This window comes from Streptomyces mabaensis (assembly GCF_053763515.1).
Map to the genome: position 1 here is coordinate 37215 of NZ_JBSOPZ010000033.1, position 23540 is coordinate 60754.

Annotated in this window: 19 protein-coding genes and 2 pseudogenes; 6 read left to right on the top strand and 15 right to left on the bottom strand. The window is 67.2% G+C overall.

Annotated features, from left to right (window positions below):
- A complete protein-coding gene (gene rplC, locus ACWV17_RS26040) occupies positions 1-645 on the bottom strand; it encodes a 50S ribosomal protein L3 (protein ID WP_455352429.1) in 645 nt (214 codons plus the stop codon).
- Between the two features lie 14 nt (positions 646-659).
- Entirely contained in the window at positions 660-968 is a 309-nt protein-coding gene (gene rpsJ / locus ACWV17_RS26045; protein ID WP_003948644.1) for a 30S ribosomal protein S10, read from the bottom strand.
- 501 nt (positions 969-1469) lie between these two features.
- On the opposite strand from rpsJ, the gene ACWV17_RS26050 reads away from it, so the two are divergent.
- Positions 1470-1727 (top strand): type II toxin-antitoxin system VapB family antitoxin, encoded by a 258-nt coding sequence (locus ACWV17_RS26050; RefSeq protein ID WP_455352428.1) that lies wholly within the window; start codon positions 1470-1472, stop codon positions 1725-1727.
- A gap of 8 nt (positions 1728-1735) precedes the next feature.
- Here the strand turns inward: ACWV17_RS26050 and ACWV17_RS26055 are convergent, their stop codons facing one another.
- The 4 genes from ACWV17_RS26055 to ACWV17_RS26070 all read right to left on the bottom strand — a co-directional run bounded on the left by ACWV17_RS26055 (position 1736) and on the right by ACWV17_RS26070 (position 3321).
- Entirely contained in the window at positions 1736-1996 is a 261-nt protein-coding gene (locus tag ACWV17_RS26055) for a Txe/YoeB family addiction module toxin (RefSeq protein WP_455352427.1), read from the bottom strand.
- Positions 1993-2244 (bottom strand): type II toxin-antitoxin system Phd/YefM family antitoxin, encoded by a 252-nt coding sequence (locus tag ACWV17_RS26060; RefSeq protein ID WP_455352587.1) that lies wholly within the window; start codon positions 2242-2244, stop codon positions 1993-1995. Before ACWV17_RS26060 ends, ACWV17_RS26055 begins: the two co-directional genes overlap by 4 nt.
- A 67-nt stretch (positions 2245-2311) precedes the next feature.
- Complete coding sequence (locus tag ACWV17_RS26065) at positions 2312-2497, bottom strand: DUF397 domain-containing protein (RefSeq protein ID WP_455361609.1); 186 nt, start codon at positions 2495-2497, stop codon at positions 2312-2314.
- A complete protein-coding gene (locus ACWV17_RS26070; RefSeq protein WP_455361610.1) occupies positions 2494-3321 on the bottom strand; it encodes a helix-turn-helix domain-containing protein in 828 nt (275 codons plus the stop codon). The genes ACWV17_RS26065 and ACWV17_RS26070 overlap by 4 nt, the downstream gene beginning before the upstream one ends.
- Before the next feature lie 103 nt (positions 3322-3424).
- Between ACWV17_RS26070 and ACWV17_RS26075 the strand changes: the two genes are divergently transcribed.
- From ACWV17_RS26075 to ACWV17_RS26090, 4 genes and pseudogenes are all read left to right on the top strand, one after another.
- Positions 3425-3910, top strand: a complete 486-nt coding sequence (locus ACWV17_RS26075; protein ID WP_455361611.1) for an ATP-binding protein — start codon at positions 3425-3427, stop codon at positions 3908-3910.
- A 340-nt stretch (positions 3911-4250) separates the two neighbouring features.
- Positions 4251-4433: pseudogene (locus ACWV17_RS26080) on the top strand (IS607 family transposase); the annotation flags it as partial.
- Complete coding sequence (locus ACWV17_RS26085) at positions 4426-6063, top strand: IS200/IS605 family accessory protein TnpB-related protein (protein WP_455361612.1); 1638 nt, start codon at positions 4426-4428, stop codon at positions 6061-6063. The pseudogene ACWV17_RS26080 and the gene ACWV17_RS26085, both read left to right, overlap by 8 nt.
- Before the next feature lie 4 nt (positions 6064-6067).
- Positions 6068-6346: pseudogene (locus tag ACWV17_RS26090) on the top strand (Uma2 family endonuclease); the annotation flags it as partial.
- Between the two features lie 49 nt (positions 6347-6395).
- On the opposite strand, the gene ACWV17_RS26095 reads toward ACWV17_RS26090, so the two are convergent.
- The 3 genes from ACWV17_RS26095 to ACWV17_RS26105 are packed head-to-tail and all read right to left on the bottom strand — an operon-like array spanning position 6396 to position 8470.
- Positions 6396-6746: a hypothetical protein gene (locus tag ACWV17_RS26095; RefSeq protein ID WP_455361613.1), complete on the bottom strand. Its 351-nt coding sequence runs from the start codon at positions 6744-6746 to the stop codon at positions 6396-6398.
- The gene (locus ACWV17_RS26100; RefSeq protein WP_455361614.1) at positions 6743-8077 is read right to left on the bottom strand and encodes a hypothetical protein; all 1335 of its coding nucleotides are present in this window, start codon (positions 8075-8077) and stop codon (positions 6743-6745) included. Before ACWV17_RS26100 ends, ACWV17_RS26095 begins: the two co-directional genes overlap by 4 nt.
- 6 nt (positions 8078-8083) lie before the next feature.
- Complete coding sequence (locus tag ACWV17_RS26105) at positions 8084-8470, bottom strand: hypothetical protein (RefSeq protein ID WP_455361615.1); 387 nt, start codon at positions 8468-8470, stop codon at positions 8084-8086.
- A gap of 450 nt (positions 8471-8920) precedes the next feature.
- Here ACWV17_RS26105 and ACWV17_RS26110 point away from each other — a divergent pair, with 450 nt between their 5' ends.
- A complete protein-coding gene (locus ACWV17_RS26110) occupies positions 8921-10879 on the top strand; it encodes a PIG-L family deacetylase (protein WP_455361639.1) in 1959 nt (652 codons plus the stop codon).
- A 105-nt stretch (positions 10880-10984) separates the two neighbouring features.
- Here ACWV17_RS26110 and tuf read toward each other — a convergent pair whose 3' ends face one another.
- The 6 genes from tuf to rpoB form a co-directional block, all read right to left on the bottom strand.
- Positions 10985-12178, bottom strand: coding sequence for an elongation factor Tu (gene tuf, locus ACWV17_RS26115; RefSeq protein ID WP_455352420.1), 1194 nt, complete (start codon positions 12176-12178; stop codon positions 10985-10987).
- A 150-nt stretch (positions 12179-12328) separates the two neighbouring features.
- Positions 12329-14458, bottom strand: coding sequence for an elongation factor G (gene fusA / locus ACWV17_RS26120; protein ID WP_455361616.1), 2130 nt, complete (start codon positions 14456-14458; stop codon positions 12329-12331).
- Between the two features lie 38 nt (positions 14459-14496).
- Complete coding sequence (gene rpsG, locus ACWV17_RS26125) at positions 14497-14967, bottom strand: 30S ribosomal protein S7 (RefSeq protein ID WP_351547885.1); 471 nt, start codon at positions 14965-14967, stop codon at positions 14497-14499.
- 2 nt (positions 14968-14969) lie between these two features.
- Complete coding sequence (rpsL, locus tag ACWV17_RS26130) at positions 14970-15341, bottom strand: 30S ribosomal protein S12 (RefSeq protein WP_003948652.1); 372 nt, start codon at positions 15339-15341, stop codon at positions 14970-14972.
- A 390-nt stretch (positions 15342-15731) separates the two neighbouring features.
- Complete coding sequence (locus ACWV17_RS26135; protein WP_455352418.1) at positions 15732-19631, bottom strand: DNA-directed RNA polymerase subunit beta'; 3900 nt, start codon at positions 19629-19631, stop codon at positions 15732-15734.
- Between the two features lie 99 nt (positions 19632-19730).
- Positions 19731-23213, bottom strand: coding sequence for a DNA-directed RNA polymerase subunit beta (gene rpoB / locus ACWV17_RS26140; protein WP_455352417.1), 3483 nt, complete (start codon positions 23211-23213; stop codon positions 19731-19733).
- Between the last annotated feature and the right edge of the window lie 327 nt (positions 23214-23540).

Consider the following 23540-nt stretch of genomic DNA (forward strand, 5'->3'; position numbering starts at 1 on the left):
TCAGGCCCCCTTGGCCGCGGTGCGGACCAGGACCAGGCCGCCGTTCGGACCGGGAACTGCGCCCTTGATGAGGAGCAGACCCTTCTCCGCGTCAACGGCGTGAACGGTCAGGTTCTGGGTGGTGACCCGCTCGTTGCCCATACGACCCGCCATGCGGAGGCCCTTGAACACACGGCCCGGGGTGGCACAGCCACCGATGGAGCCGGGAGAGCGGTGCTTGCGCTGGGTGCCGTGACCGGCGCCGAGGCCCTTGAAGTTGTGACGCTTCATGACACCGGCGAAGCCCTTGCCCTTGCTCTTGCCCGTGACGTCGACCTTGACGCCGGACTCGAACACCTCGGCAGTGATCTCCTGGCCGAGCGTGTACTCGCTGGCGTCGGAGGTACGGAGCTCCACCAGGTGGCGGCGCGGGGTCACGTCGGCCTTGGCGAAGTGGCCCTTGAGGGGCTTGTTCACCTTGCGCGGGTCGATCTCGCCGAAGGCGATCTGGACCGACTCGTAGCCGTCGATGTCGTTCTTGCGGACCTGGGTAACGACGCAGGGCCCGGCCTTGACAACGGTCACCGGGACGACGCGGTTGTTCTCGTCCCAGACCTGGGTCATGCCGAGCTTCTCGCCCAGGACGCCCTTGATCTGCTTAGCCATCTTCTCCGCGCCTCTCAGAGCTTGATCTCGATGTCAACGCCGGCCGGAAGGTCCAGGCGCATCAGCGAGTCAACGGTCTTGGGCGTCGGGTCGAGGATGTCGATCAGGCGCTTGTGCGTGCGCATCTCAAAGTGCTCGCGCGAGTCCTTGTACTTGTGCGGCGACTTGATGACGCAGTACACGTTCTTCTCAGTGGGCAGCGGCACCGGGCCCGCGACCGACGCACCAGTACGCGTCACCGTCTCGACGATCTTCTTCGCCGAGGAGTCGATGACCTCGTGGTCGTAGGCCTTGAGCCGGATGCGGATCTTCTGTCCCGCCATGGCTACTAGTAGTCCTGTCTCTCGAAACGCTCTGGAACCCGGAAGGCTTGCGTTCATCCTCCGACCCACGCGGTCGGGCGTGTCGCACTCCCACCAAAGAAATTTCCGGGGAAATTCCCTGCCAAGGGGTGCGGGCCAGTGACCACGCATCGGGGGAAGCAGCGCCGAACGCTTTGGCCCACCGGGTGCCTGGCCGGTACCTCACTGACACTTCCCGGAAGATTCCCGTACGTCCGCCCCAGCGCTGCCCAGGAGGCAGATAAGGCGACGAGTACTGTGGGACTCGCTTCCGGTCCTCCCGGCGGGAGGCGTGCAGCATCGATACTCAACCGAGCAACCCGGACAGTCTGCCACACGAGGCGCGACGGGCGCCAATCGCAGCCGGAGAGATTACCCCGCGGGGGTTGCGTGTCAAGCGGCGGCTCGCGGTGGCCCGTGTCCGGGGCCGGGAAGTCACCGTTTACCCCTCTGCCGCTGCCAGCACTACGGAGAGGAGCAACCGTGGCCCGTATCGTCACCGAAGTCGACGACGTGATCGTCGAGCAGGCCATCCGCCTGTACGGCGTCACCACCGGGGCCGAAGCTGTACGCGCGGCCGCGGAGGACGCCGTGAAGCGCCAACTGCGCCGCGAGCTCTTCGCAGCCATCGCCTCGGGCGAGATCGACACCACCGAGATCGTGGAATCCACGGGCCCGAAGAACCGCGACGGCACCCTCAAGCGCAGGACGGCCGGCCCCTCCGGCCCGCCGCCGCCCTAGCCTCGCGGTCACCGACCGTAGTGATAGCGGCAGGCCGCGATCCGCACTTCGTCCTCGACCACCTTGTAGACAAGGCGGTGCTCGTCAGTGATCCGCCGGGACCAGTAGCCCTGAAAGCCGTGCTTGAGGGGCTCGGGCTTGCCGATGCCCTCGTTGCCGTTGCGCGCCACATCCTGAAGCAAGGAATTAATCCTCTTGAGGACCTTTCGGTCCTGCACCTGCCACCAGACGTAGTCCTCCCAGGCGGACTCGTCCCAGACGAACTTCACTCCGCAAGCTCCCGGACGGTTCCGCCGCCGCTTTCGAGGCGGTCGATGGACATCAGCAGCCGACGCGCGTTCTCCGGACTCCTGAGCAGATACGCCGACTCCTTCAGCGCCTGATAGTCGTCGAGCGCAACGATGACGACCGGATCATGGCCTGCACGGGTGATGACGACCTCCTCCCGGTCCTCGACGACCGAATCCAGCGTCTCGGCGTACTTCGCCCGCGATTCGCTGTAAGACATCGTTTTCATGCAAGCCTCCCTCTCCACGTACAGAAAATTGTACGTGGCCGGGTCCTGTGCCGACAAGGGGTCGGGCTCAGGGGCCCGTCGCGTACGCCACGAAGTCGGACCACGCGGCCGGGGTGACGGCGAGCTGCGGGCCCTGGGTGTTCTTGGAGTCGCGGACATGGACGGTGCCGGGGGTGGCGGCGACCTCGACGCAGTCGTTGTTGTTGCTGCCGCTGTAGCTGCTCTTGAACCACTCCAGCTCCGAAGCGTTCATGTCTCCCCCAGTACTTTTTCGATGAAAGCCGACGACTCTCGTGGGCTGAGAGCCTGGGACCGGATGATCCCATAGCGCAGCTCCAGGACCTGTACCTCTCTCGGATTCGAGACGAGACGGCTGGTGAGCTGGGCCTCGGAGTGCCCTACCGTCGAGCCGTCCCGGAGCTTCAGCAGTTGGAGCTCGCCGCCCATCCCGGCATGATCTTCCCGGTCCGTCGGCATGACCTGGAGCTCGACATGCCTCAACTGCCCGATCTCCAGGATGTGTTCAAGCTGTCGGCGCAGCACCATTCTGCCCCCGATCGGGCGCCGCAGCGTGACCTCCTCCTGGACAAATGTGAGCGTGGTCAGCGGCGTCCGGGCGAAGATCTCCTGCCGGGCCAGGCGGGCGGAGACGAACCGGTCGAGGTCGTCCGGGGAGAGCGCGGGCCGCCGGACGCCGAACAGCGCTCGTGCGTACTCCTCCGTCTGCAGCAGACCGTGCAGGTTGTGGTTGCCGTACGCGCCGAGCTCGACCGCCTCCGCCTCCAGCTTCGCCAGGTCTCGCACCTTCTTCGGGTACCTGGCCTCCTCCACGTCCTTCTTCATCGCCGCGATCCGGCCGCCGGCCGACAGCACCTGGTCCGCCTGGTCCAGGTATTCCGGCTTCGGGATGCGGCGGCCGCGCTCGACCGCCGAGACCATCTCCTCGCCGTACCCGATCGACGCCCCGAACTCCACCTGCCGCAGGCCGGCCGCCTCGCGCCACAGCTTGAGCTGCCGGCCGACCGCCTTGATCACGGCCCCGCTGTCGTCTTCGTCATCCAGACCGTCGCTGTCCATGCGACCCCACCCCACCTTCGCCCCGTACTGGTCCGGACACGTCCGGACCACCGCCGGACAGTCACTGTCCGTACACGCTCCGTTGCTTTCAGCGTAAGTGCACATGGCCACGCTGAGTGATGTGAATCGAGAAATCACCCAGCCTCGGGCCGCCGCCCGCCAGTTCTCCGTCCAGCTCTCCGCCACCCGCCGGGGCGCCCGGCTGGCCCGGCTGCTCGCCACCGAGCAACTCCGCGCGTGGGGCCGGCCCTTGGACGACGCCGCGCACATCGTCGCCGAGCTGGCGGCGAACGCCGCAACGCACGGCCTCGTGCCCGGGCGTGACTTCCGCCTCACGCTCGCCGTGATGGTCGCGGACACCCTCCGTATCGAGGTGACGGACGCACGCGGCGACCGGCTCCCCGCCGTCCGGACGCCGGGCAACGCCGAATCGGGACGCGGCCTGCTGCTGGTCGAGGCACTGGCCGACCGCTGGGGAGTAACGCCGGGCCCGCCGCCCTGCAAGATGATCTGGGCCGAGCTGACGTTCGTACCAGGGCCGCCGCACCGGGTTGTGGGGGGCCGCGACTCGGTGCGGCGCGACGTCTAAAGAAATCAATTCCTGCGAAGCAAAAGACCCCTCCCAACCCCTCCAGCCTCCCCGTCACTCGCATGGGTGACATCCGCCAACTGGGCTGGATTTGCGCAGGGTTCGCGGGCATATGCTCGCCACGACAACCGCAGACATGCGACGGCCCCCGGCCGGGACGGCAATCCCGAGCGAGGGCCTGACCAACGAGGAAGTTCGGAGCTTCCCGATGGCTCTTCAGCACCTTAGCGCGCCCTCGCGCGCCTCGTCCCGCGTTCCCCGGGCGGACGCCCATTCCGGCGTCGTCCACGCCAACACCCGGCACACCAGCCGCTACACGGTCGTGGGCAACCACGTGGAGCTGGTTGAGGCCGCGCTGTCCGCGCTCGGCCGCCGCCTGGTCGTCCTCGATGACGGTGCGGTCGAAGACGACCTGGTGCGGGACATGGTGGAGGTGCTGACCTCGTTCCGTGCCCGCCTGTACGGACGGCGCTCCGCGAAGAACCGCGCCCAGAAGGCACTTGAGGCGGCTGAGCATGGCTGAGCCGAAGAAGCTGCGTACGATCGCCACGCCGTTCGTCGCGCTCGGCCCCGCTGGTGTGGCGATACGCGACCGGCTCAAGCACCTCACGGCGGAGGACGAGAAGGTCCTGCGTACGGTGGGTGAGCATCAGGGCATGCTCGCTTCCCGTGACCTCAGGGCCCGGTGTGCGAATGGCTTGGACCACAGCACGGACACCTGGGCGGCACGCAAGCGGGAACTGACCGGGGTGTCGTCGTCGCGGATCGCGGGGGCGATCACGAAGGCCACCCACGACCAGTGGGCACTGGCGCGCAGGTGTCTGACCGTATACATCCACAACCTCGAAGCCGGTATCCGCACGCTGCGGCATCGCCTGTCCCTCCCGATCGGGGAGAAGGGCGGCAAGCGGTCCCCCGGCGGCTACCGCAGCAAGCAGGAGTGGTTCGCCAAGTCCCGGCGCCTGGCCGCGCTTCAGACCCGGCTGGAGCAGGCGCGTACAGACTGGCAGACCGGGCGCGTGCGCGTGGTACGGGGCGGTAAACGACTCCTCAATACCCGGCACAACCTCGCCGAAGCCCGGCTCACCGAAGCCGAATGGCGCGCCCGGTGGGAAGCCGAACGCCGGTTCCTCGCTGCTGATGGGGAGTCGGGGAAGCGGTTCGGGAACGAGACAATCCGCGTCACCCCCGACGGCGAGGTCAGTGTCAAGCTGCCCGCCCCGCTCGCGCACCTGGCCAACGCCAGGCATGGCCGGTACGTACTGGCCTCGAAGGTGGCGTTCGCCCACCGGGGCGAGGAGTGGCGGGACCGCATCGACACCAACCGGGCGGTGGCCTACCGCATCCACCTCGACGTGCCCCGGGGGCGCTGGTACCTCACCGCATCCTGGCAACGCCCCGTGGTGCAGACGATCCCGCTGGCTACCGCCCGCGTCCAGGGCATGATCGGCGTCGATACGAACGCCGACCACTTCGCCGCCTACCACCTCGACAGCCACGGCAACCCCATCGGTGATCCCGAGCGGTTCTTCTACGACCTGTCCGGCACCGCCGACCACCGCGACGCCCAGATCCGCCACGCACTCACCCAGTTGCTGCACTGGGCCAAGCGGTGCGGTGTCAAGGCCATCGGCATCGAAGACCTGGACTTCACCGCCGAGAAGACCCGCGAGAAGCACGGCCGCCGCAAGAGGTTCCGGCAGCTCATCTCCGGCATGCCGACCGGCAAGCTCAAGGCCCGCCTCGTCTCCATGGCCGCCGAACAAGGCCTCGCCATCGTGGCGGTCGATCCCGCCTACACCTCCCAGTGGGGCGGTCAACACTGGCGCAGGCCTCTGACCACGCCGCGCCGTACGATGTCCCATCACGATGCCGCCGGCATCGCGATCGGACGACGCGCCCTCGGGCACCCGATCCGACGACGGACGACACCGCCCCCACACGACCAGAGCGATCGTGTGGGGCATCGGACCGTCCAGGCCGGATCAAGTGACCGGGAGCGTGACGGAAACCGCCCGCCCGCAACGGACCACGCCCCTGAAGACGTGCCACCGAACGGGAAGCGAAAGCGGAGACCGAGTGCATCCAAAACCGTTCGGGATGCGCCCAGTACGCAGCAGTGGGTCCAAGACTCACCTATGCACACTGGTTAGGAACGGTTCCTTTGATCCCCGTACGATCACCGCCGCCATCGAGGTCGTCTCCCGGTCCAACCCGGACAACGACTGGGTGAGCAAGATGCGGGACTACCCCCTCCTGGGCGTTCCCCTTTACGCGATCTTCGATCCGCGCACCGGGTCCGGCGCCGTGTTCTCCGACATTCACTCGACCCCGAGCGGTCCCCGCTACGCGACCCGCAAGGACTTCCTGTACGGCGAGGACGTCACGATCGGCGAGTGGACCATCTCGACGGAGAAGCTGCCCCGCTACTCGTAGGCCAGCCCTGGTGCGACGGTCCGGTCGCCGCGGCTCTGCGACCTTGGATTCAGAGCTGAGGGGCAAGGACAGTGAGCCGCAAGAGGGCAGCGATGGCCAGCAGTGCCGGTAGCGCATACCACCACCTGCGCAACCACTGGGCCAGCACGCTGACCAGTGTCAGCAACGCGCCCAGGACGGACGCCACCAGAGCGAGGCTTGCGGTGATGTTGGAATGCGCGACTGTCTCGGTGTCCCATGGGCCGACAGGCTCGGCCATGTACGCGAGGAAGACGAAGTAACTCGTTACCAGGTGCATCAAGACAAGGACCACGGCACACGACAGCGTGCCCACACGGCTGAGGGCGCCCCGTTTCCGGCCCGCGTGATCACGGTTCGACAGGCCGACTGCGTTGCTCACCACAAAGCCTCCTTCGCCTTGTCGACGCGTTGGTCGAATCCACGACCGTAGGCTTGAGCGGCGTCGCTCTCGTGGTAGGGGCCGCCGTTGTAGCGCGCGGCGAGTTCCTGCATCTGAGCCCGGGTCATCTGCTCCGGCGGTACATCGGCGAACCCGCTCTCCGCCTTGAGTTGGGCCAGGTACTCCGAGGCGATGAAGATGTTGGTCCCCGGGTCCCTGACCGCATCCACGACAGCGCTCCGCTGGTCCTCGGTGAGGTTGTACGGGTCGTAACCCAAGACCTCCGCGGCCCGGCGGACCTGGATCGACAGGGGGCCCATCGAGGTCCGGTCGGGTTCTTCACCCCAGGGGTTGACCTTACGGACCTCAAAGGCCACGTCATCCACGAAACCGGGATCTCCCTCGACCTCCTGCCAGGCAATGCCGGCGACCATCTCTGGTGGCAGTCCCGAGTCATGTGCGGCGGCCACGATGAGTCCCTTGTTGGCGGAAATGTACTCACGGCGACTCTCGTCCGAGTTCGACGGCAGCCAGTAGTTGTTCCCCTGCCCCTCGGTCAGTCCGGCAACCCGGGTCTGCATCCGGTAGAGGGCGTCGGAGGTCGCGTAGTCGTCAACGGCTGGAATCGAGTCCACCTTCGGCCCCGCCCCGGGCAGCTGGACGTACGGATTGTCGCGTGCCTGCTGCGCCTCGGCGCGGAGGGGACCCAGGTTCTTGAGAAACTGCTCCGGATCGGGGACGCCGCTGCGGAAGTCTGGGATGGACCGGTACGCCGCCTTCAGGTCGGCGACGCACTTCTCGCGCGCTTCGGACTCCACACGGAGGGCGTCACCGTAGTGTCCCCTGGTCTGGCTGTAGTAGCCCTCGGCCTCTTCCCGGATCTCGTCCAGGTCGACGGTCACCTCAGCGAAGAAGTCGAGGACGCCTGTCGTCCCGCGCAGGTCCTCCCATTGCCGCAGTGGCTCCGCCGCCCGCGCGGTCGGGGTAATCGCGGTGGCCTCACGCGACATGACCTCGACGAGCTTCGACTCGGCGCTTTTCCCGCTGGCGTAGTGGCTCTTGGCCGTCGTGACGGCGTCGGCGTACAGAGCCAGGGCCTTCCCAGCCAAGCGGAAGGCGTCCGAGAGTGCATCGGCGAGGTCCTTGCCCTCCCGCAGCCGCTTCACGTACAGGTCGCGCGCTTCGCTCTCCCACTCGACCTTGGCTGCCTTGCGGAAGGCGTCGTCGGTGCAGTCGATCAGGTTGTGCAGGCGCCTGAACTCCGCCGCGTTGCGGTCGATGAGGGCCGGGTTCGAGTCCTCCAGGAACTCGACTGATTCACGGTAGGTCACGAATGATCACCGGTCTTCGGGGGCGACGTAACGTCCGGACTCCAGCATGGAGTTCAGCTGCCGCTGAACGCCGGCATCGAACTCTGTGTAGGAGTCGCTCGACGACTTCAGCTTGCTGGACAGGGCCGCCAGGAGCACGACCATGTCGTCGTACTGGTTCTTGGCGAACCGTGCGAGGATGCCGACGTTCGCAGCCACGTCCACGTGAGCCCGTGGTGCCCGGCACATCGTCGCGTTCTCGCCGTCCATCCGTCCCTCGTAGAGAAGTCCCGCGATCTCCATCAGAAGATGCGAACTCCCGTCGATGGAAGCGCTGTTCGCCAGAAACCCGTCTCCGCCGACACTCGGAGGGCCGGGGTGGTCGCCGCCGGCCGGAGCCTGGTTGAGTCGCATTCGGGACGACTCCTGCCCAGCAGTAGCGTCAGCCCTGAGCTGGGCCCACTCCTCGTCGAATGACACTGCTGTCCGCCTCCCCGTCAAGACCATGGCGTTGCCCGAGCACATGTTCCCCGGCCACGCCCAGCTTGCCACAATGGCATTGCGCCGACACGCTCCACCTCCTCTGTCACGCGTGAAGTCCCCTGTGTGGCAATGCCGTTGAATCCACCGAGCGTGACGGCTGCGAAGATCGACCGCACGCGGACTGGAGCACAGGTGTCCGGGCGTACTCCCCGACCCGGCGCACCGCGTGCCGCTGCTCACACTGCCGGCATCCCGGGCAACCTTCCGGCCCGTTTCTCCGTCAAGCAGCACGGATCGTAGGAAGAGCGCGGCACGGGGGGACCGTCCGCTGCGGGGGCGTGGGCGGGGAGATCAGCGGTGCGCGTTTCTTCGGGGGCCGGGCTGTCCCGGCGGGTTCTGCTGGGCGCGGCCACCGCCGCCGCCCTCGCCGCCACCGGATGCACGGCCCCCGCGCCCCGCCGCGCCGGGCCCACCGCCGATCCCGCCCCCGGCAAGCCGATCGCGCTGACTCGCGGCGCGCTGGTGATGCAGATCCTCGCCCACCCGGACGACGACCTGTACTTCATGAACCCGGACACGCAGCGCTGCCTCGACTCCGGGGTGCCGCTGGTCTGCGTGTACGTCACCGCCGGCGAGGCCGACGGGGTCAACAAGATCCCCGGCGAGCCCCGTCCTCCGGCCGACAGGACCGCGTACTCCTCCGCCCGGCACCAGGGCCTGCGGCAGGCCTACGCCACCATGCTCGGGCTGCCGCCGTTCACCGCATGGCACAAGTCCGTCGCCACCCTGCGCGGCGGCCACCGGGCCGAGACCAACACGCTCACCAACGGCTCCCGCAAGGTCGAGCTGGTGTTCCTCAACCTTGCCATGCACACCCCGCAGGGGCGCATGGGTCTGCCCGCCCTGTGGAACGCCCGGGGTCTGTCGCTGCGGACCGTGGTGGCCGACGACTCGCCGCTGCGCGAGGCCGCCGCGTACGACCACGACGACCTCACCGGCGTACTCGCCGGGCTCATGGACCAGCACCGGCCCACCGTCGTCCACACCCTCGACCCCGACCCCGACATCCAGCACAGCGACGAGGCGACCCGCCGCAAGGACAGCGAGCAGCCCGGCTACTCCGACCACGCCGACCACACCGGGGTCGCGCTGTTCGCCTGGAAGTCGATGGCCCGCTGGGTCGCCGAGAGCACCGGACGCGGCGCCGACGTGCCGCCGTTCGTCGCCACCGCCTACCGCGGCTACTACAACCGCCACTGGCCCAAGAACCTGCCGGAGCGGGTACTGCTGGAGAAGGCCGGCCACCTCGTCCCGTACGGCGGCCACCCCGACTGGGACTGCGGCAACGCGGCCGGCTGCGGCGACTACAACGTCGGCCAGGGGCGCCCGCTGACCAACCGCAAGGGCTGGGTCCGCTCCACCCACTACCGTCACCCCGGCCCCCGTACGGCCGTGGCCAACGGCCCGGACGGACGGCTCACCGCGTACGGCGTCCTCGGGCTGCGCGCCGTGCGCTGGCGCGAGACCGCGCCCGGCAGCGGGCAGTGGGGCGCGCCCGACGACCTCGGCGGCGGGCCGCTGGGGCCGGTGCTCGGTGCGGCCACCCTGAAGGACGGCAGGCAGCTGCTCTTCGGGCTGCGCTTCGCGTCGTTCGGGGGCCGCGGCGGGCCCGGACGGCGCGAGATCGTCCTGCTCGAACAGCGGTCCCCGAACGGGGAGTTCAGAGCATGGACCGGCCTCGGCAACCCGGAGCGGAGCAAGGACCGCGGGCGCCGCATCGGCTCCCCGGTCGCGGTCGCCGCGCCCGACGGGCGGGTCCATCTGTTCGTACGCAACGCGGACAAGGGCCTGAGCACCCGCGTGCGCGCCACGGACGGCGGCTGGGGCCCCTGGCGTGACCTCGGCGGCGAGGAGGTCCAGGACGGGCTCGCGGCGGTCGTGGACCGGGACGGCGCCGTCCACGTCCTCGCCTCAGGAAGAGACACCGTGCACCACTGGGTGGACGGCACCCCGCGCGAGGAGCCGGCGCTGAAGTCCCCGGGCGACTCCCCCACCGCGGTGCCGGTGCCGGGCGCCGCCGGCGTGGACGTCTCGTACCGCGGTCCGGCGACCGGCCGGGTGACGACGGTACGGGTCGGTGGCGCGGCGGGCCCGGCCGGTGGGCCCGTACTGCTCGGCAAGGACGACCGGGGCCGCGTACAGCTGCGGCTGTCCGGCACCGTGCTGCGGCGGACCGCCGACCCGGTCGCCCTGGAGGGCCCGGTCCTGCACGACGGCCCGCGCGGCCCGGTAGTGGTGGGCCTGGGCCCGGACGCCCGTCCCTGGCTCTGGACGCCCTGAGCACCAGGAGACGGCGGCAAGCCGAAAGGCCCCGGTCCGCCGCGAGCGGCGGGCCGGGGCCTTTCAGGTCGAACAGGTGGTGCAGGTGCTCCGGAGAGCGTCAGGTCACTTGGTGATCTTGGTGACCTGGCCGGCGCCCACAGTACGGCCACCCTCACGGATGGCGAACTTGAGGCCTTCCTCCATGGCGACCGGCTGGATCAGCGCGACCGTCATCTCGGTGTTGTCGCCCGGCATGACCATCTCGGTGCCCTCGGGGAGGGTCACGACGCCGGTCACGTCCGTGGTACGGAAGTAGAACTGCGGGCGGTAGTTGTTGAAGAAGGGGGTGTGACGGCCACCCTCGTCCTTCGACAGGATGTAGGCCTGGGCCTCGAACTCGGTGTGCGGCGTGACCGAACCGGGCTTGATGATGACCTGGCCGCGCTCGACGTCCTCGCGCTTGATGCCACGGAGGAGCAGACCGACGTTCTCACCGGCCTGGCCCTCGTCGAGCAGCTTGCGGAACATCTCGATGCCGGTGACCGTGGTGGTGGTCTTCTCGGTCTTGATGCCGATGATGTCGACGGTCTCGTTGACCTTCAGGACACCACGCTCGATACGGCCGGTGACGACCGTACCGCGACCGGTGATCGTGAAGACGTCCTCGACGGGCATGAGGAACGGCTTGTCGACGTCACGCTCGGGAGTCGGGATCGACTCGTCGACGGCGGCCATCAGGTTCAGGACCGTCTGGCCCCACTCCTTGTCGCCCTCGAGCGCCTTGAGCGCCGAGACCTTGACGACCGGAACGTCGTCGCCCGGGAAGTCGTACTCGGAGAGGAGCTCACGGACCTCGAGCTCGACGAGCTCCAGGATCTCCTCGTCGTCCACCATGTCGGCCTTGTTCAGGGCGACAACGATGGACGGCACGCCGACCTGGCGGGCCAGGAGCACGTGCTCCTTGGTCTGCGGCATCGGGCCGTCGGTGGCGGCGACCACGAGGATGGCGCCGTCCATCTGCGCCGCACCCGTGATCATGTTCTTGATGTAGTCCGCGTGACCGGGGCAGTCGACGTGCGCGTAGTGACGCGACTCGGTCTGGTACTCGACGTGCGCGATGGAGATGGTGATACCGCGCTGGCGCTCCTCAGGAGCCTTGTCGATCTGGTCGAAGGCCGAGGCCTCGTTCAGGTCCGGGTACGCGTCATGCAGCACCTTGGTAATGGCGGCCGTGAGGGTCGTCTTACCGTGGTCGATGTGACCGATGGTGCCGATGTTGACGTGCGGCTTAGTCCGCTCGAACTTCGCCTTCGCCACTGGGGTCCTCCTGTGGAGTGGTTCTGTACGCCTTACTCATCGGCGCCAGGTGATCTTTGCTGGATGGCCGGCCCCCCGGGGCACCCTCCGCGGTCTGCGTGAGGTGCCCCCGGGATCCGGTAACAAGCCTAAAGCGTGTACTCGGGAGAGTTACTCGCCCTTGGCCTTCGCGATGATCTCCTCGGCGACGTTCCGGGGAACCTCGGCGTAGGAGTCGAACTGCATCGAGTAGCTTGCGCGACCCGAGGTCTTGCTGCGGAGGTCGCCGACGTAGCCGAACATCTCCGACAGCGGAACCAGGCCCTTGACGACCCGGGCACCGCTGCGCTCCTCCATGGCCTGGATCTGGCCACGGCGGGAGTTGAGGTCGCCGATGACATCGCCCATGTAGTCCTCGGGCGTGGTGACCTCGACGGCCATCATCGGCTCGAGGAGCACGGGGGACGCCTTGCGGGCACCCTCCTTGAACGCCTGCGAACCGGCGATCTTGAAGGCGAGCTCGGAGGAGTCGACCTCGTGGTAGCCACCGTCGAGAAGGGTGACGCGGACGCCCACCATCTCGTAGCCGGCCAGGATGCCGAACTGCATGGCCTCCTGCGCACCGGCGTCCACCGAGGGGATGTACTCCCGCGGGATACGGCCACCGGTGACCTTGTTCACGAACTCGTAGGACGCGTCGCCACCCTCGAGCGGCTCCAGCGCGATCTGCACCTTCGCGAACTGACCGGTACCACCGGTCTGCTTCTTGTGCGTGTAGTCGATACGCTCGACGGCCTTGCGGATCGTCTCGCGGTACGCGACCTGCGGCTTGCCGACGTTCGCCTCGACGCGGAACTCGCGCTTCATGCGGTCGACAAGAACCTCGAGGTGAAGCTCGCCCATACCACCGATGATGGTCTGGCCGGTCTCCTCGTCCGAGTGAACCTGGAAGGAGGGGTCCTCCTCCGAGAGACGCTGGATGGCGACACCCAGCTTCTCCTGGTCGCCCTTGGACTTGGGCTCGATGGCGACCTGGATGACCGGCGCCGGGAAGTCCATGGACTCCAGGATGACCGGCTGCTTCTCGTCGCACAGCGTCTCACCGGTGGTGGTCTGCTTGAGACCCATGACGGCGATGATGTCGCCGGCGCCCACCGAGGCGATCTCCTCACGCTTGTTCGCGTGCATGCGGTAGATCTTGCCGATGCGCTCCTTCTTGCCCTTGACCGAGTTCAGCACGGAACTGCCGGCCTCAAGGCGGCCCGAGTACACCCGGACGAAGGTGAGCTTGCCGAGGTGCGGGTCGCTCATGATCTTGAACGCGAGGCCCGAGAACGGCTCGTCGTCCGACGGCCTGCGCTTGACGACCTCCTCCGCGTCCTTGACGTCGTGGCCCTCGATGGCCTCGACGTCCAGGGGGGAGGGGAGGTAGCGCACGACCGCGTCGAGCAGGGGCTGGACGCCCTTGTTCTTGAACGCGGTACCGCAGAAGACGGGGGTGACGGTGACGGAGCCCGCGCCGCCCTTGGAGGCGAGGGTGATGCGGCGGATGGCCGCGATCAGCTGCTCCTCGGTGGGCTCCTGGCCCTCCAGGTACAGCTCCATCATGTCTTCGTCGTTCTCGGCGACGGCCTCGAGCAGCTTGCCGCGCCACTCCTCGGCCGCCTCGGTGTGCGTGGCCGGGATGTCGACGACGTCGTACATCTCGCCCTTGGCGGCCTCGGCGGACCAGACGAGCGCCTTCATCTGGACGAGGTCGACCACGCCCTTGAAGTCCGCCTCCGCGCCGATCGGCAGCTGCATGACCAGCGGCACCGCACCGAGGCGGTCGACGATCATGTCGACGCAGCGGTGGAACTCGGCGCCGGTGCGGTCGAGCTTGTTGACGAAGCAGATACGCGGCACGCCGTAGCGGTCCGCCTGACGCCAGACAGTCTCGGACTGCGGCTCGACGCCCGCGACACCGTCGAACACGGTGACGGCGCCGTCGAGGACGCGGAGCGAACGCTCCACCTCGACGGTGAAGTCGACGTGACCCGGGGTGTCGATGATGTTGATGGTGTGGTCAACATCGTTGAGCGGCCAGTGGCAGGTCGTCGCGGCGGACGTGATCGTGATGCCGCGCTCCTGCTCCTGCTCCATCCAGTCCATCGTGGCAGCGCCGTCGTGGACCTCACCGATCTTGTAGCTCACACCGGTGTAGAAGAGGATCCGCTCAGTGGTGGTCGTCTTGCCCGCGTCGATGTGGGCCATGATCCCGATGTTGCGGACCTTGGCCAGGTCAAGCGAAGTGGTGGCCATAAGGCTCAATCTTCTCTCGGTCTCGATGGGGGTAGCGACTACCAGCGGTAGTGCGCGAAGGCCTTGTTGGACTCGGCCATCTTGTGGGTGTCCTCACGCTTCTTGACCGAAGCGCCGAGGCCGTTGGAGGCGTCGAGCAGTTCGTTCATGAGGCGCTCGGTCATGGTCTTCTCGCGACGGGCGCGGGAGTAACCGACGACCCAGCGCAGCGCCAGCGTGGCAGCGCGACCGGGCTTGACCTCGATCGGCACCTGGTAGGTGGCGCCACCGACACGGCGGGACTTGACCTCGAGGGACGGCTTGACGTTCTCGAGGGCGCGCTTCAGCGTGATGACCGGGTCGGCGCCGGTCTTCTCGCGCAGGCCCTCCATGGCGCCGTAGACGATCCGCTCGGCAGTGGAACGCTTGCCGTCGAGCAGAAGCTTGTTGATCAGCGACGTGACCAGAGGAGAGCTGTAGACCGGGTCAATGATGACCGGGCGCTTCGGGGCGGGGCCCTTACGAGGCATTCTTACTTCTCCTTCTTGGCGCCGTAGCGGCTGCGGGCCTGCTTGCGGTTCTTGACACCCTGGGTGTCGAGCGAGCCGCGGATGATCTTGTAGCGAACACCCGGCAGGTCCTTCACACGGCCACCACGCACGAGCACGATCGAGTGCTCCTGCAGGTTGTGTCCCTCACCCGGGATGTAGGCCGTGACCTCGATACCGGAGGTCAGACGCACACGCGCGACCTTACGGAGGGCCGAGTTCGGCTTCTTCGGGGTGGTCGTGAACACACGCGTGCAGACGCCGCGGCGCTGGGGCGAACCCTCGAGCGCGGGCGTCTTGTTCTTCTCGACCTTGTCCTGCCGGCCCTTGCGGACCAGCTGCTGGATCGTAGGCACTACTTCTCCGGTTTCTGTGTGCCGTAGTGAAACTAACCTGGAACGTCGCCGACCCACGCGGTCGGGTGTGTCGAATACTGCGGACTTCCGCCGAAGGGCGGACAAGCGCAGATTGCGGTGTGGTTCTCCCCGGCTCCCCATACGGTCCAAATGCACGCACGGGAGCCCAGGGCACACCCCAGGCACAAGGTCAGAGCGTACCTATAGCATCGGCTGCGGTCAAAACAAATGCCCACGCGCAGGACAGACCACCCGCATGCTAAGCCCTGGCCGACGAATCCGCGCGCCGAGTGCCCACCAACGCCGCAGGGCGGCCACCCGTGAAGGTGACCGCCCTGCGGCGTGCAGTGCGACTTGTCAGCCGTGCTGTGCCTGTCTGGGCCGACTCCGTCAGCCGTTGTACGGGCCGTAGTCGTAGTCCTCCAGCGGGACCGCCTGGCCGGAGCCGGTGCCGAAGGGCGAGTAGTCGATGTCGTCGTAACCGACGGCCGAGTACATCGCGGCCTTCGCCTCCTCGGTGGGCTCGACCCGGATGTTGCGGTAGCGGGCGAGGCCCGTACCGGCCGGGATGAGCTTACCGATGATGACGTTCTCCTTGAGGCCGATCAGGGAGTCCGACTTGGCGTTGATCGCCGCGTCGGTCAGGACCCTGGTCGTCTCCTGGAAGGACGCCGCCGACAGCCACGACTCGGTCGCCAGCGACGCCTTGGTGATACCCATCAGCTGCGGACGGCCGGAGGCCGGGTGGCCGCCTTCCGTGACCACACGACGGTTCTCGCCCTCGAAGCGGCCGCGCTCCACGAGCTCGCCCGGCAGCAGCTCCGCGTCGCCGGACTCGATGATCGTCACGCGGCGCAGCATCTGCCGGATGATGATCTCGATGTGCTTGTCGTGGATCGACACACCCTGCGAGTTGTAGACCTTCTGGACCTCGCCGACCAGGTGGACCTGGACCGCGCGCTGACCGAGGATCCGCAGCACGTCGTGCGGGTTGGTGGCACCCACCGTGAGCTTCTGGCCCACGTCGACGTGGTCGCCCTCGCCCACCAGCAGACGGGCACGCTTCGAGATCGGGAACGCCGTCTCGTCGCTGCCGTCGTCGGGGGTGATGACGATCTTCTTGGTCTTCTCGGTCTCCTCGATCCGGACGCGGCCGACCGCTTCCGAGATCGGGGCGACACCCTTCGGCGTACGAGCCTCGAAGAGCTCGACGACACGGGGCAGACCCTGGGTGATGTCGTCACCGGCCACACCACCGGTGTGGAAGGTACGCATCGTCAGCTGGGTACCGGGCTCACCGATGGACTGGGCGGCGATGATGCCGACCGCCTCACCGATGTCGACCAGCTTGCCGGTGGCGAGCGAGCGTCCGTAGCAGAAGGCACAGGTGCCGACCGCGGACTCACAGGTCAGGACCGAGCGGGTCTTGACCTCCTCGACGCCGTTGGCGACCAGGGCGTCGATCAAGACGTCACCCAGGTCGACGTTGGCCGGCGCGATGACCTTGCCGTCGATGACGACGTCCTCGGCCAGCATGCGGGCGTACACGGACGTCTCGACGTCGTCCGTCTTGCGGAGCACGCCGTCCTCGCCCTTGACCGCGATCTTCAGCTTCAGACCGCGCTCGGTGCCACAGTCCTCCTCGCGGATGATCACGTCCTGCGAGACGTCCACCAGACGACGGGTCAGGTAACCCGAGTCGGCGGTACGCAGGGCGGTGTCCGCGAGACCCTTACGGGCACCGTGGGTGGAGATGAAGTACTCCAGCACCGACAGGCCCTCACGGAAGGACGCCTTGATCGGACGCGGGATGGTCTCGTTCTTCGCGTTCGACACCAGACCACGCATACCGGCGATCTGCCGCATCTGCATCATGTTTCCTCGGGCACCCGAGTCAACCATCATGAAGATGGGGTTCGTCTTGGGGAAGTTCGCGTTCATCGCCTCGGCAACCTCGTTGGTCGCCTTGGTCCAGATCGCGATGAGCTCCTGCGTGCGCTCGTCCTTGGTGATCAGACCGCGCTCGTACTGCTTCTGGACCTTCTCGTCCTGTGCCTCGTAGCCCGCGACGATGGCCTTCTTGGCCTCGGGCACGACGACGTCGGAGATGGCCACGGTGACGCCGGAACGGGTCGCCCAGTGGAAGCCGGCCGCCTTCAGGTTGTCGAGCGTCGCCGCCACGATGACCTTGGGGTAGCGCTCCGCCAGGTCGTTGACGATCTCGGAGAGCTGCTTCTTGCCCACCGAGTAGTCGACGAACGGGTAGTCCTCGGGCAGCAGCTCGTTGAAGAGCGCGCGGCCCAGGGTCGTCCGCAGACGGAAGCTGTCGCCCGGCTGGAACTCGGCCTCACCCTCCTCGGCGACCGGGGGAACCCAGCCGCGCGGCGGGATGGTGCCGACGGGGAAGCGGATATCGACCTTCGCCTGCAGCGAGAGCTCGCGGGCGTCGAAGGCCATGATCGCCTCGGCGCTGGAGCCGAAGGACCGGCCCTCGCCCTTGACCTCGCGCTCCTCCTCGTCCGTGGTGAGGAAGAAGAGGCCGAGCACCATGTCCTGGGTGGGCATGGTGACCGGACGGCCGTCGGCCGGCTTGAGGATGTTGTTCGAGGACAGCATCAGGATGCGCGCCTCGGCCTGCGCCTCCGCGGAGAGCGGCAGGTGGACGGCCATCTGGTCACCGTCGAAGTCCGCGTTGAACGCGGTGCAGACGAGCGGGTGGATCTGGATGGCCTTGCCCTCGACCAGCTGCGGCTCGAAGGCCTGGATGCCGAGGCGGTGCAGCGTCGGCGCACGGTTCAGCAGCACCGGGTGCTCGGCGATGACCTCTTCGAGCACGTCGTACACGACCGTGCGGCCGCGCTCGACCATGCGCTTGGCCGACTTGATGTTCTGCGCGTGGTTCAGGTCCACCAGGCGCTTCATCACGAACGGCTTGAAGAGCTCCAGCGCCATGGCCTTCGGCAGACCGCACTGGTGCAGCTTGAGCTGCGGGCCGACGACGATGACGGAACGCGCGGAGTAGTCCACACGCTTGCCGAGCAGGTTCTGACGGAAACGGCCCTGCTTGCCCTTGAGCATGTCGCTCAGGGACTTCAGCGGACGGTTGCCGGGGCCCGTGACCGGGCGGCCACGACGGCCGTTGTCGAAGAGGGCGTCGACCGCCTCCTGGAGCATCCGCTTCTCGTTGTTCACGATGATCTCGGGGGCACCGAGGTCGAGCAGACGCTTCAGACGGTTGTTGCGGTTGATGACGCGGCGGTACAGGTCGTTCAGGTCGGAGGTCGCGAAGCGGCCACCGTCCAGCTGCACCATCGGACGCAGGTCCGGCGGGATCACCGGGACGCAGTCCAGCACCATGCCCTTGGGGCTGTTACTGGTCTGCAGGAACGCGGAGACGACCTTGAGGCGCTTGAGCGCACGGGTCTTCTTCTGGCCCTTGCCGGTACGGATGATCTCGCGGAGGCGCTCGGCCTCCTCCTCCAGGTCGAAGGACTCCAGGCGCTTCTGCAGCGCCGCGGCACCCATCGATCCGTCGAAGTACGTGCCGAAGCGGTCACGCAGCTCGCGGTAGAGCAGCTCGTCGCCCTCCAGGTCCTGGACCTTGAGGTTCTTGAAGCGGTTCCACACCTCGTCGAGACGGTCGATCTCGCGCTGGGCACGGTCGCGCAGCTGCTTCATCTCACGCTCGGCGCCCTCGCGCACCTTGCGGCGCACGTCGGCCTTGGCGCCCTCGGCCTCGAGCTCGGCCAGGTCGGTCTCGAGCTTCTTGGCGCGGGCCTCGAGGTCGGCGTCGCGGCGGTTCTCGACCTGCTGGCGCTCTACGGAGACGTGGGCCTCCAGCGACGGCAGGTCACGCGTGCGACGCTCCTCGTCCACGAACGTGATCATGTACGCGGCGAAGTAGATGACCTTCTCAAGGTCCTTCGGCGCCAGGTCGAGCAGGTAGCCCAGGCGCGACGGGACACCCTTGAAGTACCAGATGTGCGTGACGGGAGCGGCCAGCTCGATGTGGCCCATCCGCTCACGGCGCACCTTGGCGCGAGTGACCTCGACGCCGCAGCGCTCACAGATGATGCCCTTGAAGCGGACACGCTTGTACTTGCCGCAGTAGCACTCCCAGTCCCGGGTCGGACCGAAGATCTTCTCGCAGAAGAGTCCGTCCTTCTCGGGCTTGAGCGTGCGGTAGTTGATGGTCTCCGGCTTCTTTACCTCGCCGTGCGACCAGGTTCGGATGTCGTCCGCGGTGGCAAGGCCGATCCGCAGCTCGTCGAAGAAGTTGACGTCGAGCACTGTGCGTCAATCCCTCTTTCGGGGTCGTGTCTCTAAATCAGTGGTCTGAACGGTCCCGGGGATGGCCGGGGGATCTTGTGGATCCCCCGGCCAGGCCCGTCAGACCTCTTCGACGCTGCTCGGCTCGCGCCGGGACAGGTCGATACCGAGCTCCTCCGCGGCGCGGAAGACGTCCTCGTCCGTGTCGCGCATTTCGATGGACATACCGTCCGAGGACAGCACCTCCACGTTGAGGCAGAGCGACTGCATTTCCTTGATGAGCACCTTGAAGGACTCGGGAATGCCGGGCTCGGGGATGTTCTCGCCCTTGACGATGGCCTCGTAGACCTTCACGCGGCCGGTGACGTCGTCGGACTTGATGGTCAGCAGCTCCTGGAGGGCGTAAGCGGCGCCGTACGCCTCCAGCGCCCACACCTCCATCTCACCGAAGCGCTGGCCACCGAACTGAGCCTTACCACCCAGCGGCTGCTGCGTGATCATCGAGTACGGGCCGGTCGAACGGGCGTGGAGCTTGTCGTCGACCAGGTGGTGCAGCTTGAGGATGTACATGTACCCGATCGAGATCGGGTCCGGGAACGGCTCACCGGAGCGGCCGTCGAACAGCCGGGCCTTGCCGGACGGCAGGACCAGGCGGTCGCCGTCGCGGTTCGGAACGGTGTGCTCGAAGAGGCCGGCCAGCTCGTCCTCGCGGGCACCGTCGAACACCGGGGTGGCGACGTTGGTGCCGGGCTGGACGTCGTCGGCGCCGATGGCCTGCAGACGCTCCATCCACTCCTCGTTGCCCTCGACCTTCCAGCCCTGGCTGGCGAGCCAGCCGAGGTGGATCTCGAGGACCTGTCCCGGGTTCATCCGGGACGGCACACCGAGGGGGTTGAGGATGATGTCGACCGGGGTGCCGTCCTCCAGGAACGGCATGTCCTCGATCGGCAGGATCTTCGAGATGACGCCCTTGTTGCCGTGACGGCCGGCGAGCTTGTCACCGTCGGTGATCTTGCGCTTCTGCGCGACGTAGACGCGGACCAGCTGGTTCACGCCCGGCGGCAGCTCGTCGCCCTCTTCGCGGTCGAAGACGCGGACGCCGATGACCTTGCCGGTCTCGCCGTGCGGGACCTTCAGCGAGGTGTCACGGACCTCACGGGCCTTCTCACCGAAGATCGCGCGGAGCAGGCGCTCCTCCGGGGTCAGCTCGGTCTCACCCTTGGGCGTGACCTTGCCGACCAGGATGTCGCCGGCGACGACCTCGGCACCGATACGGATGATGCCGCGCTCGTCGAGGTCGGCGAGGACCTCCTCGGAGACGTTCGGGATGTCCCGGGTGATCTCCTCGGGGCCGAGCTTGGTGTCACGGGCGTCGACCTCGTGCTCCTCGATGTGGATCGAGGAGAGGACGTCGTCCTGCACCAGGCGCTGGCTGAGGATGATGGCGTCCTCGTAGTTGTGGCCCTCCCACGGCATGAACGCCACGAGGAGGTTCTTGCCGAGCGCCATCTCGCCCTGCTCGGTGGCCGGACCGTCGGCGAGAACCTGGTTCTCGACGACCCGGTCGCCCTCGTTGACGACGACCTTCTGGTTGACCGAGGTGCCCTGGTTGGAGCGGGAGAACTTCGCGACGCGGTACGTGGTGTACGTGCCGTCGTCGTTGGCGACGGTGACGTAGTCGGCCGAAACCTCCTGGATCACACCGTCCTTCTCCGCCTTGATGACGTCACCGGCGTCGACCGCGCAGCGGTACTCCATGCCGGTGCCGACGAGCGGGGCCTCCGCCTTGATGAGCGGAACGGCCTGGCGCATCATGTTCGCGCCCATGAGGGCACGGTTGGCGTCGTCGTGCTCGAGGAACGGGATCATCGCGGTCGCGACCGACACCATCTGGCGCGGCGAGACGTCCATGTAGTCGACGTCGTCGCCCGGGATGTAGTCGATCTCGCCGCCACGGCGGCGGACCAGGACGCGGGACTCCTCGAAGCGCATGTCCTCGGAGAGCGTCGCGTTGGCCTGCGCGATGACGAAGCGGTCTTCCTCGTCGGCGGTCAGGTAGTCGACCTCGTCGGTGACGACACCGTCGACGACCTTGCGGTACGGGGTCTCGACGAAACCGAACGCGTTGACACGGCCGTACGACGCGAGCGAACCGATCAGACCGATGTTCGGGCCTTCAGGGGTCTCGATCGGGCACATGCGGCCGTAGTGCGACGGGTGGACGTCACGGACCTCGAAGCCGGCCCGCTCACGGGACAGACCACCCGGGCCCAGCGCCGACAGGCGGCGCTTGTGGGTCAGACCCGACAGCGGGTTGTTCTGGTCCATGAACTGGGACAGCTGGCTGGTGCCGAAGAACTCCTTGATGGAGGCGACGACCGGCCGGATGTTGATCAGGGTCTGCGGCGTGATCGCCTCGACGTCCTGCGTGGTCATGCGCTCACGCACGACGCGCTCCATACGAGCCAGACCCGTGCGGACCTGGTTCTGGATGAGCTCGCCGACGTTGCGCAGACGACGGTTGCCGAAGTGGTCGATGTCGTCCGTCTCGACGACGATGTTCCGGCCACTCTCGCCGACCGTCTCGACCTCGCCGGCGTGCAGCCGGACCAGGTACTTGATGGTGGCGATGATGTCCTTGCTGGTGAGGACACCGGCGTTCAGCGGCTCGTCGGCGCCGAGCTTCTTGTTCACCTTGTAGCGGCCGACCTTGGCGAGGTCGTAGCGCTTGGGGTTGAAGTAGAGGTTCTCGAGCAGCGTCTGAGCGGCCTCGCGCGTCGGCGGCTCGCCCGGACGCAGCTTGCGGTAGATGTCGAGCAGCGCGTCGTCCTGGCCCTGGGTGTGGTCCTTCTCCAGGGTGGCGCGCATGGACTCGTACTCGCCGAACTCCTCGAGGATCTGCTCGGTGGTCCAGCCGAGAGCCTTCAGGAGTACGGTCACGGACTGCTTGCGCTTGCGGTCGATGCGGACACCGACCATGTCGCGCTTGTCGACCTCCATCTCCAGCCAGGCACCCCGGGACGGGATGATCTTGGCCGAGAAGATGTCCTTGTCGGACGTCTTGTCGATGGAGGAGTCGAAGTAGACACCCGGCGAGCGGACCAGCTGCGAGACCACGACACGCTCGGTGCCGTTGATCACGAAGGTGCCCTTGTTGGTCATGAGCGGGAAGTCGCCCATGAAGACCGTCTGGGACTTGATCTCGCCGGTCTCGTTGTTGGTGAATTCGGCGGTGACGAACAGCGGAGCCGCGTACGTGAAGTCGCGCTCCTTGCACTCGTCGACAGAGTTCTTCGCGGGCTCGAAGCGGTGGTCGCGGAAGGTCAGCGACATCGACCCGGAGAAGTCCTCGATCGGCGAGATCTCCTCGAAGATCTCTTCCAGACCGGACTTGGTGGGGACGTCCTGTCCACTCTCAAGAGCCGACTCGACGCGAGCCTTCCAGGCGGCGTTGCCGAGCAGCCAGTCAAAGCTCTCGGTCTGCAGCGCCAGGAGGTTCGGAACCTCGAGGGGCTCCTTGATCTTTGCAAAAGAGATGCGCAGCGGGGCAGTGCTTGCGCCGGTGTTCGTATTGGCAGTCGAGGCGTTGCGCGAGGCGGCCAAGAGGGGGTCCTTCCGAGGGCTCGGACTCACTACGCGCGTACCGGTCCCCGCGGGGCACAGCGATGGAAATCCCAGGTCAGGGAAGATCAATCGTCGATGCTCAAGCGTGGGCATGCCCCTGGTGACGGGCAGGGGGCAGCTAACAGGCAGCGCAAAGGGTCAGTGTAGCCACTTGGCCCACTGATGTCCAGACCGAGTTTCCGGAGACCGGCAACAGGCCTTCCCTCTAGTTGTTCACGCCGTCCAACGCCTGCGAAAGAACTTCCCTCTTCGTCGTCGATCCATGCCTCGAATCCTGGATCCGTGTGACGACGCGTCCTGAGAATT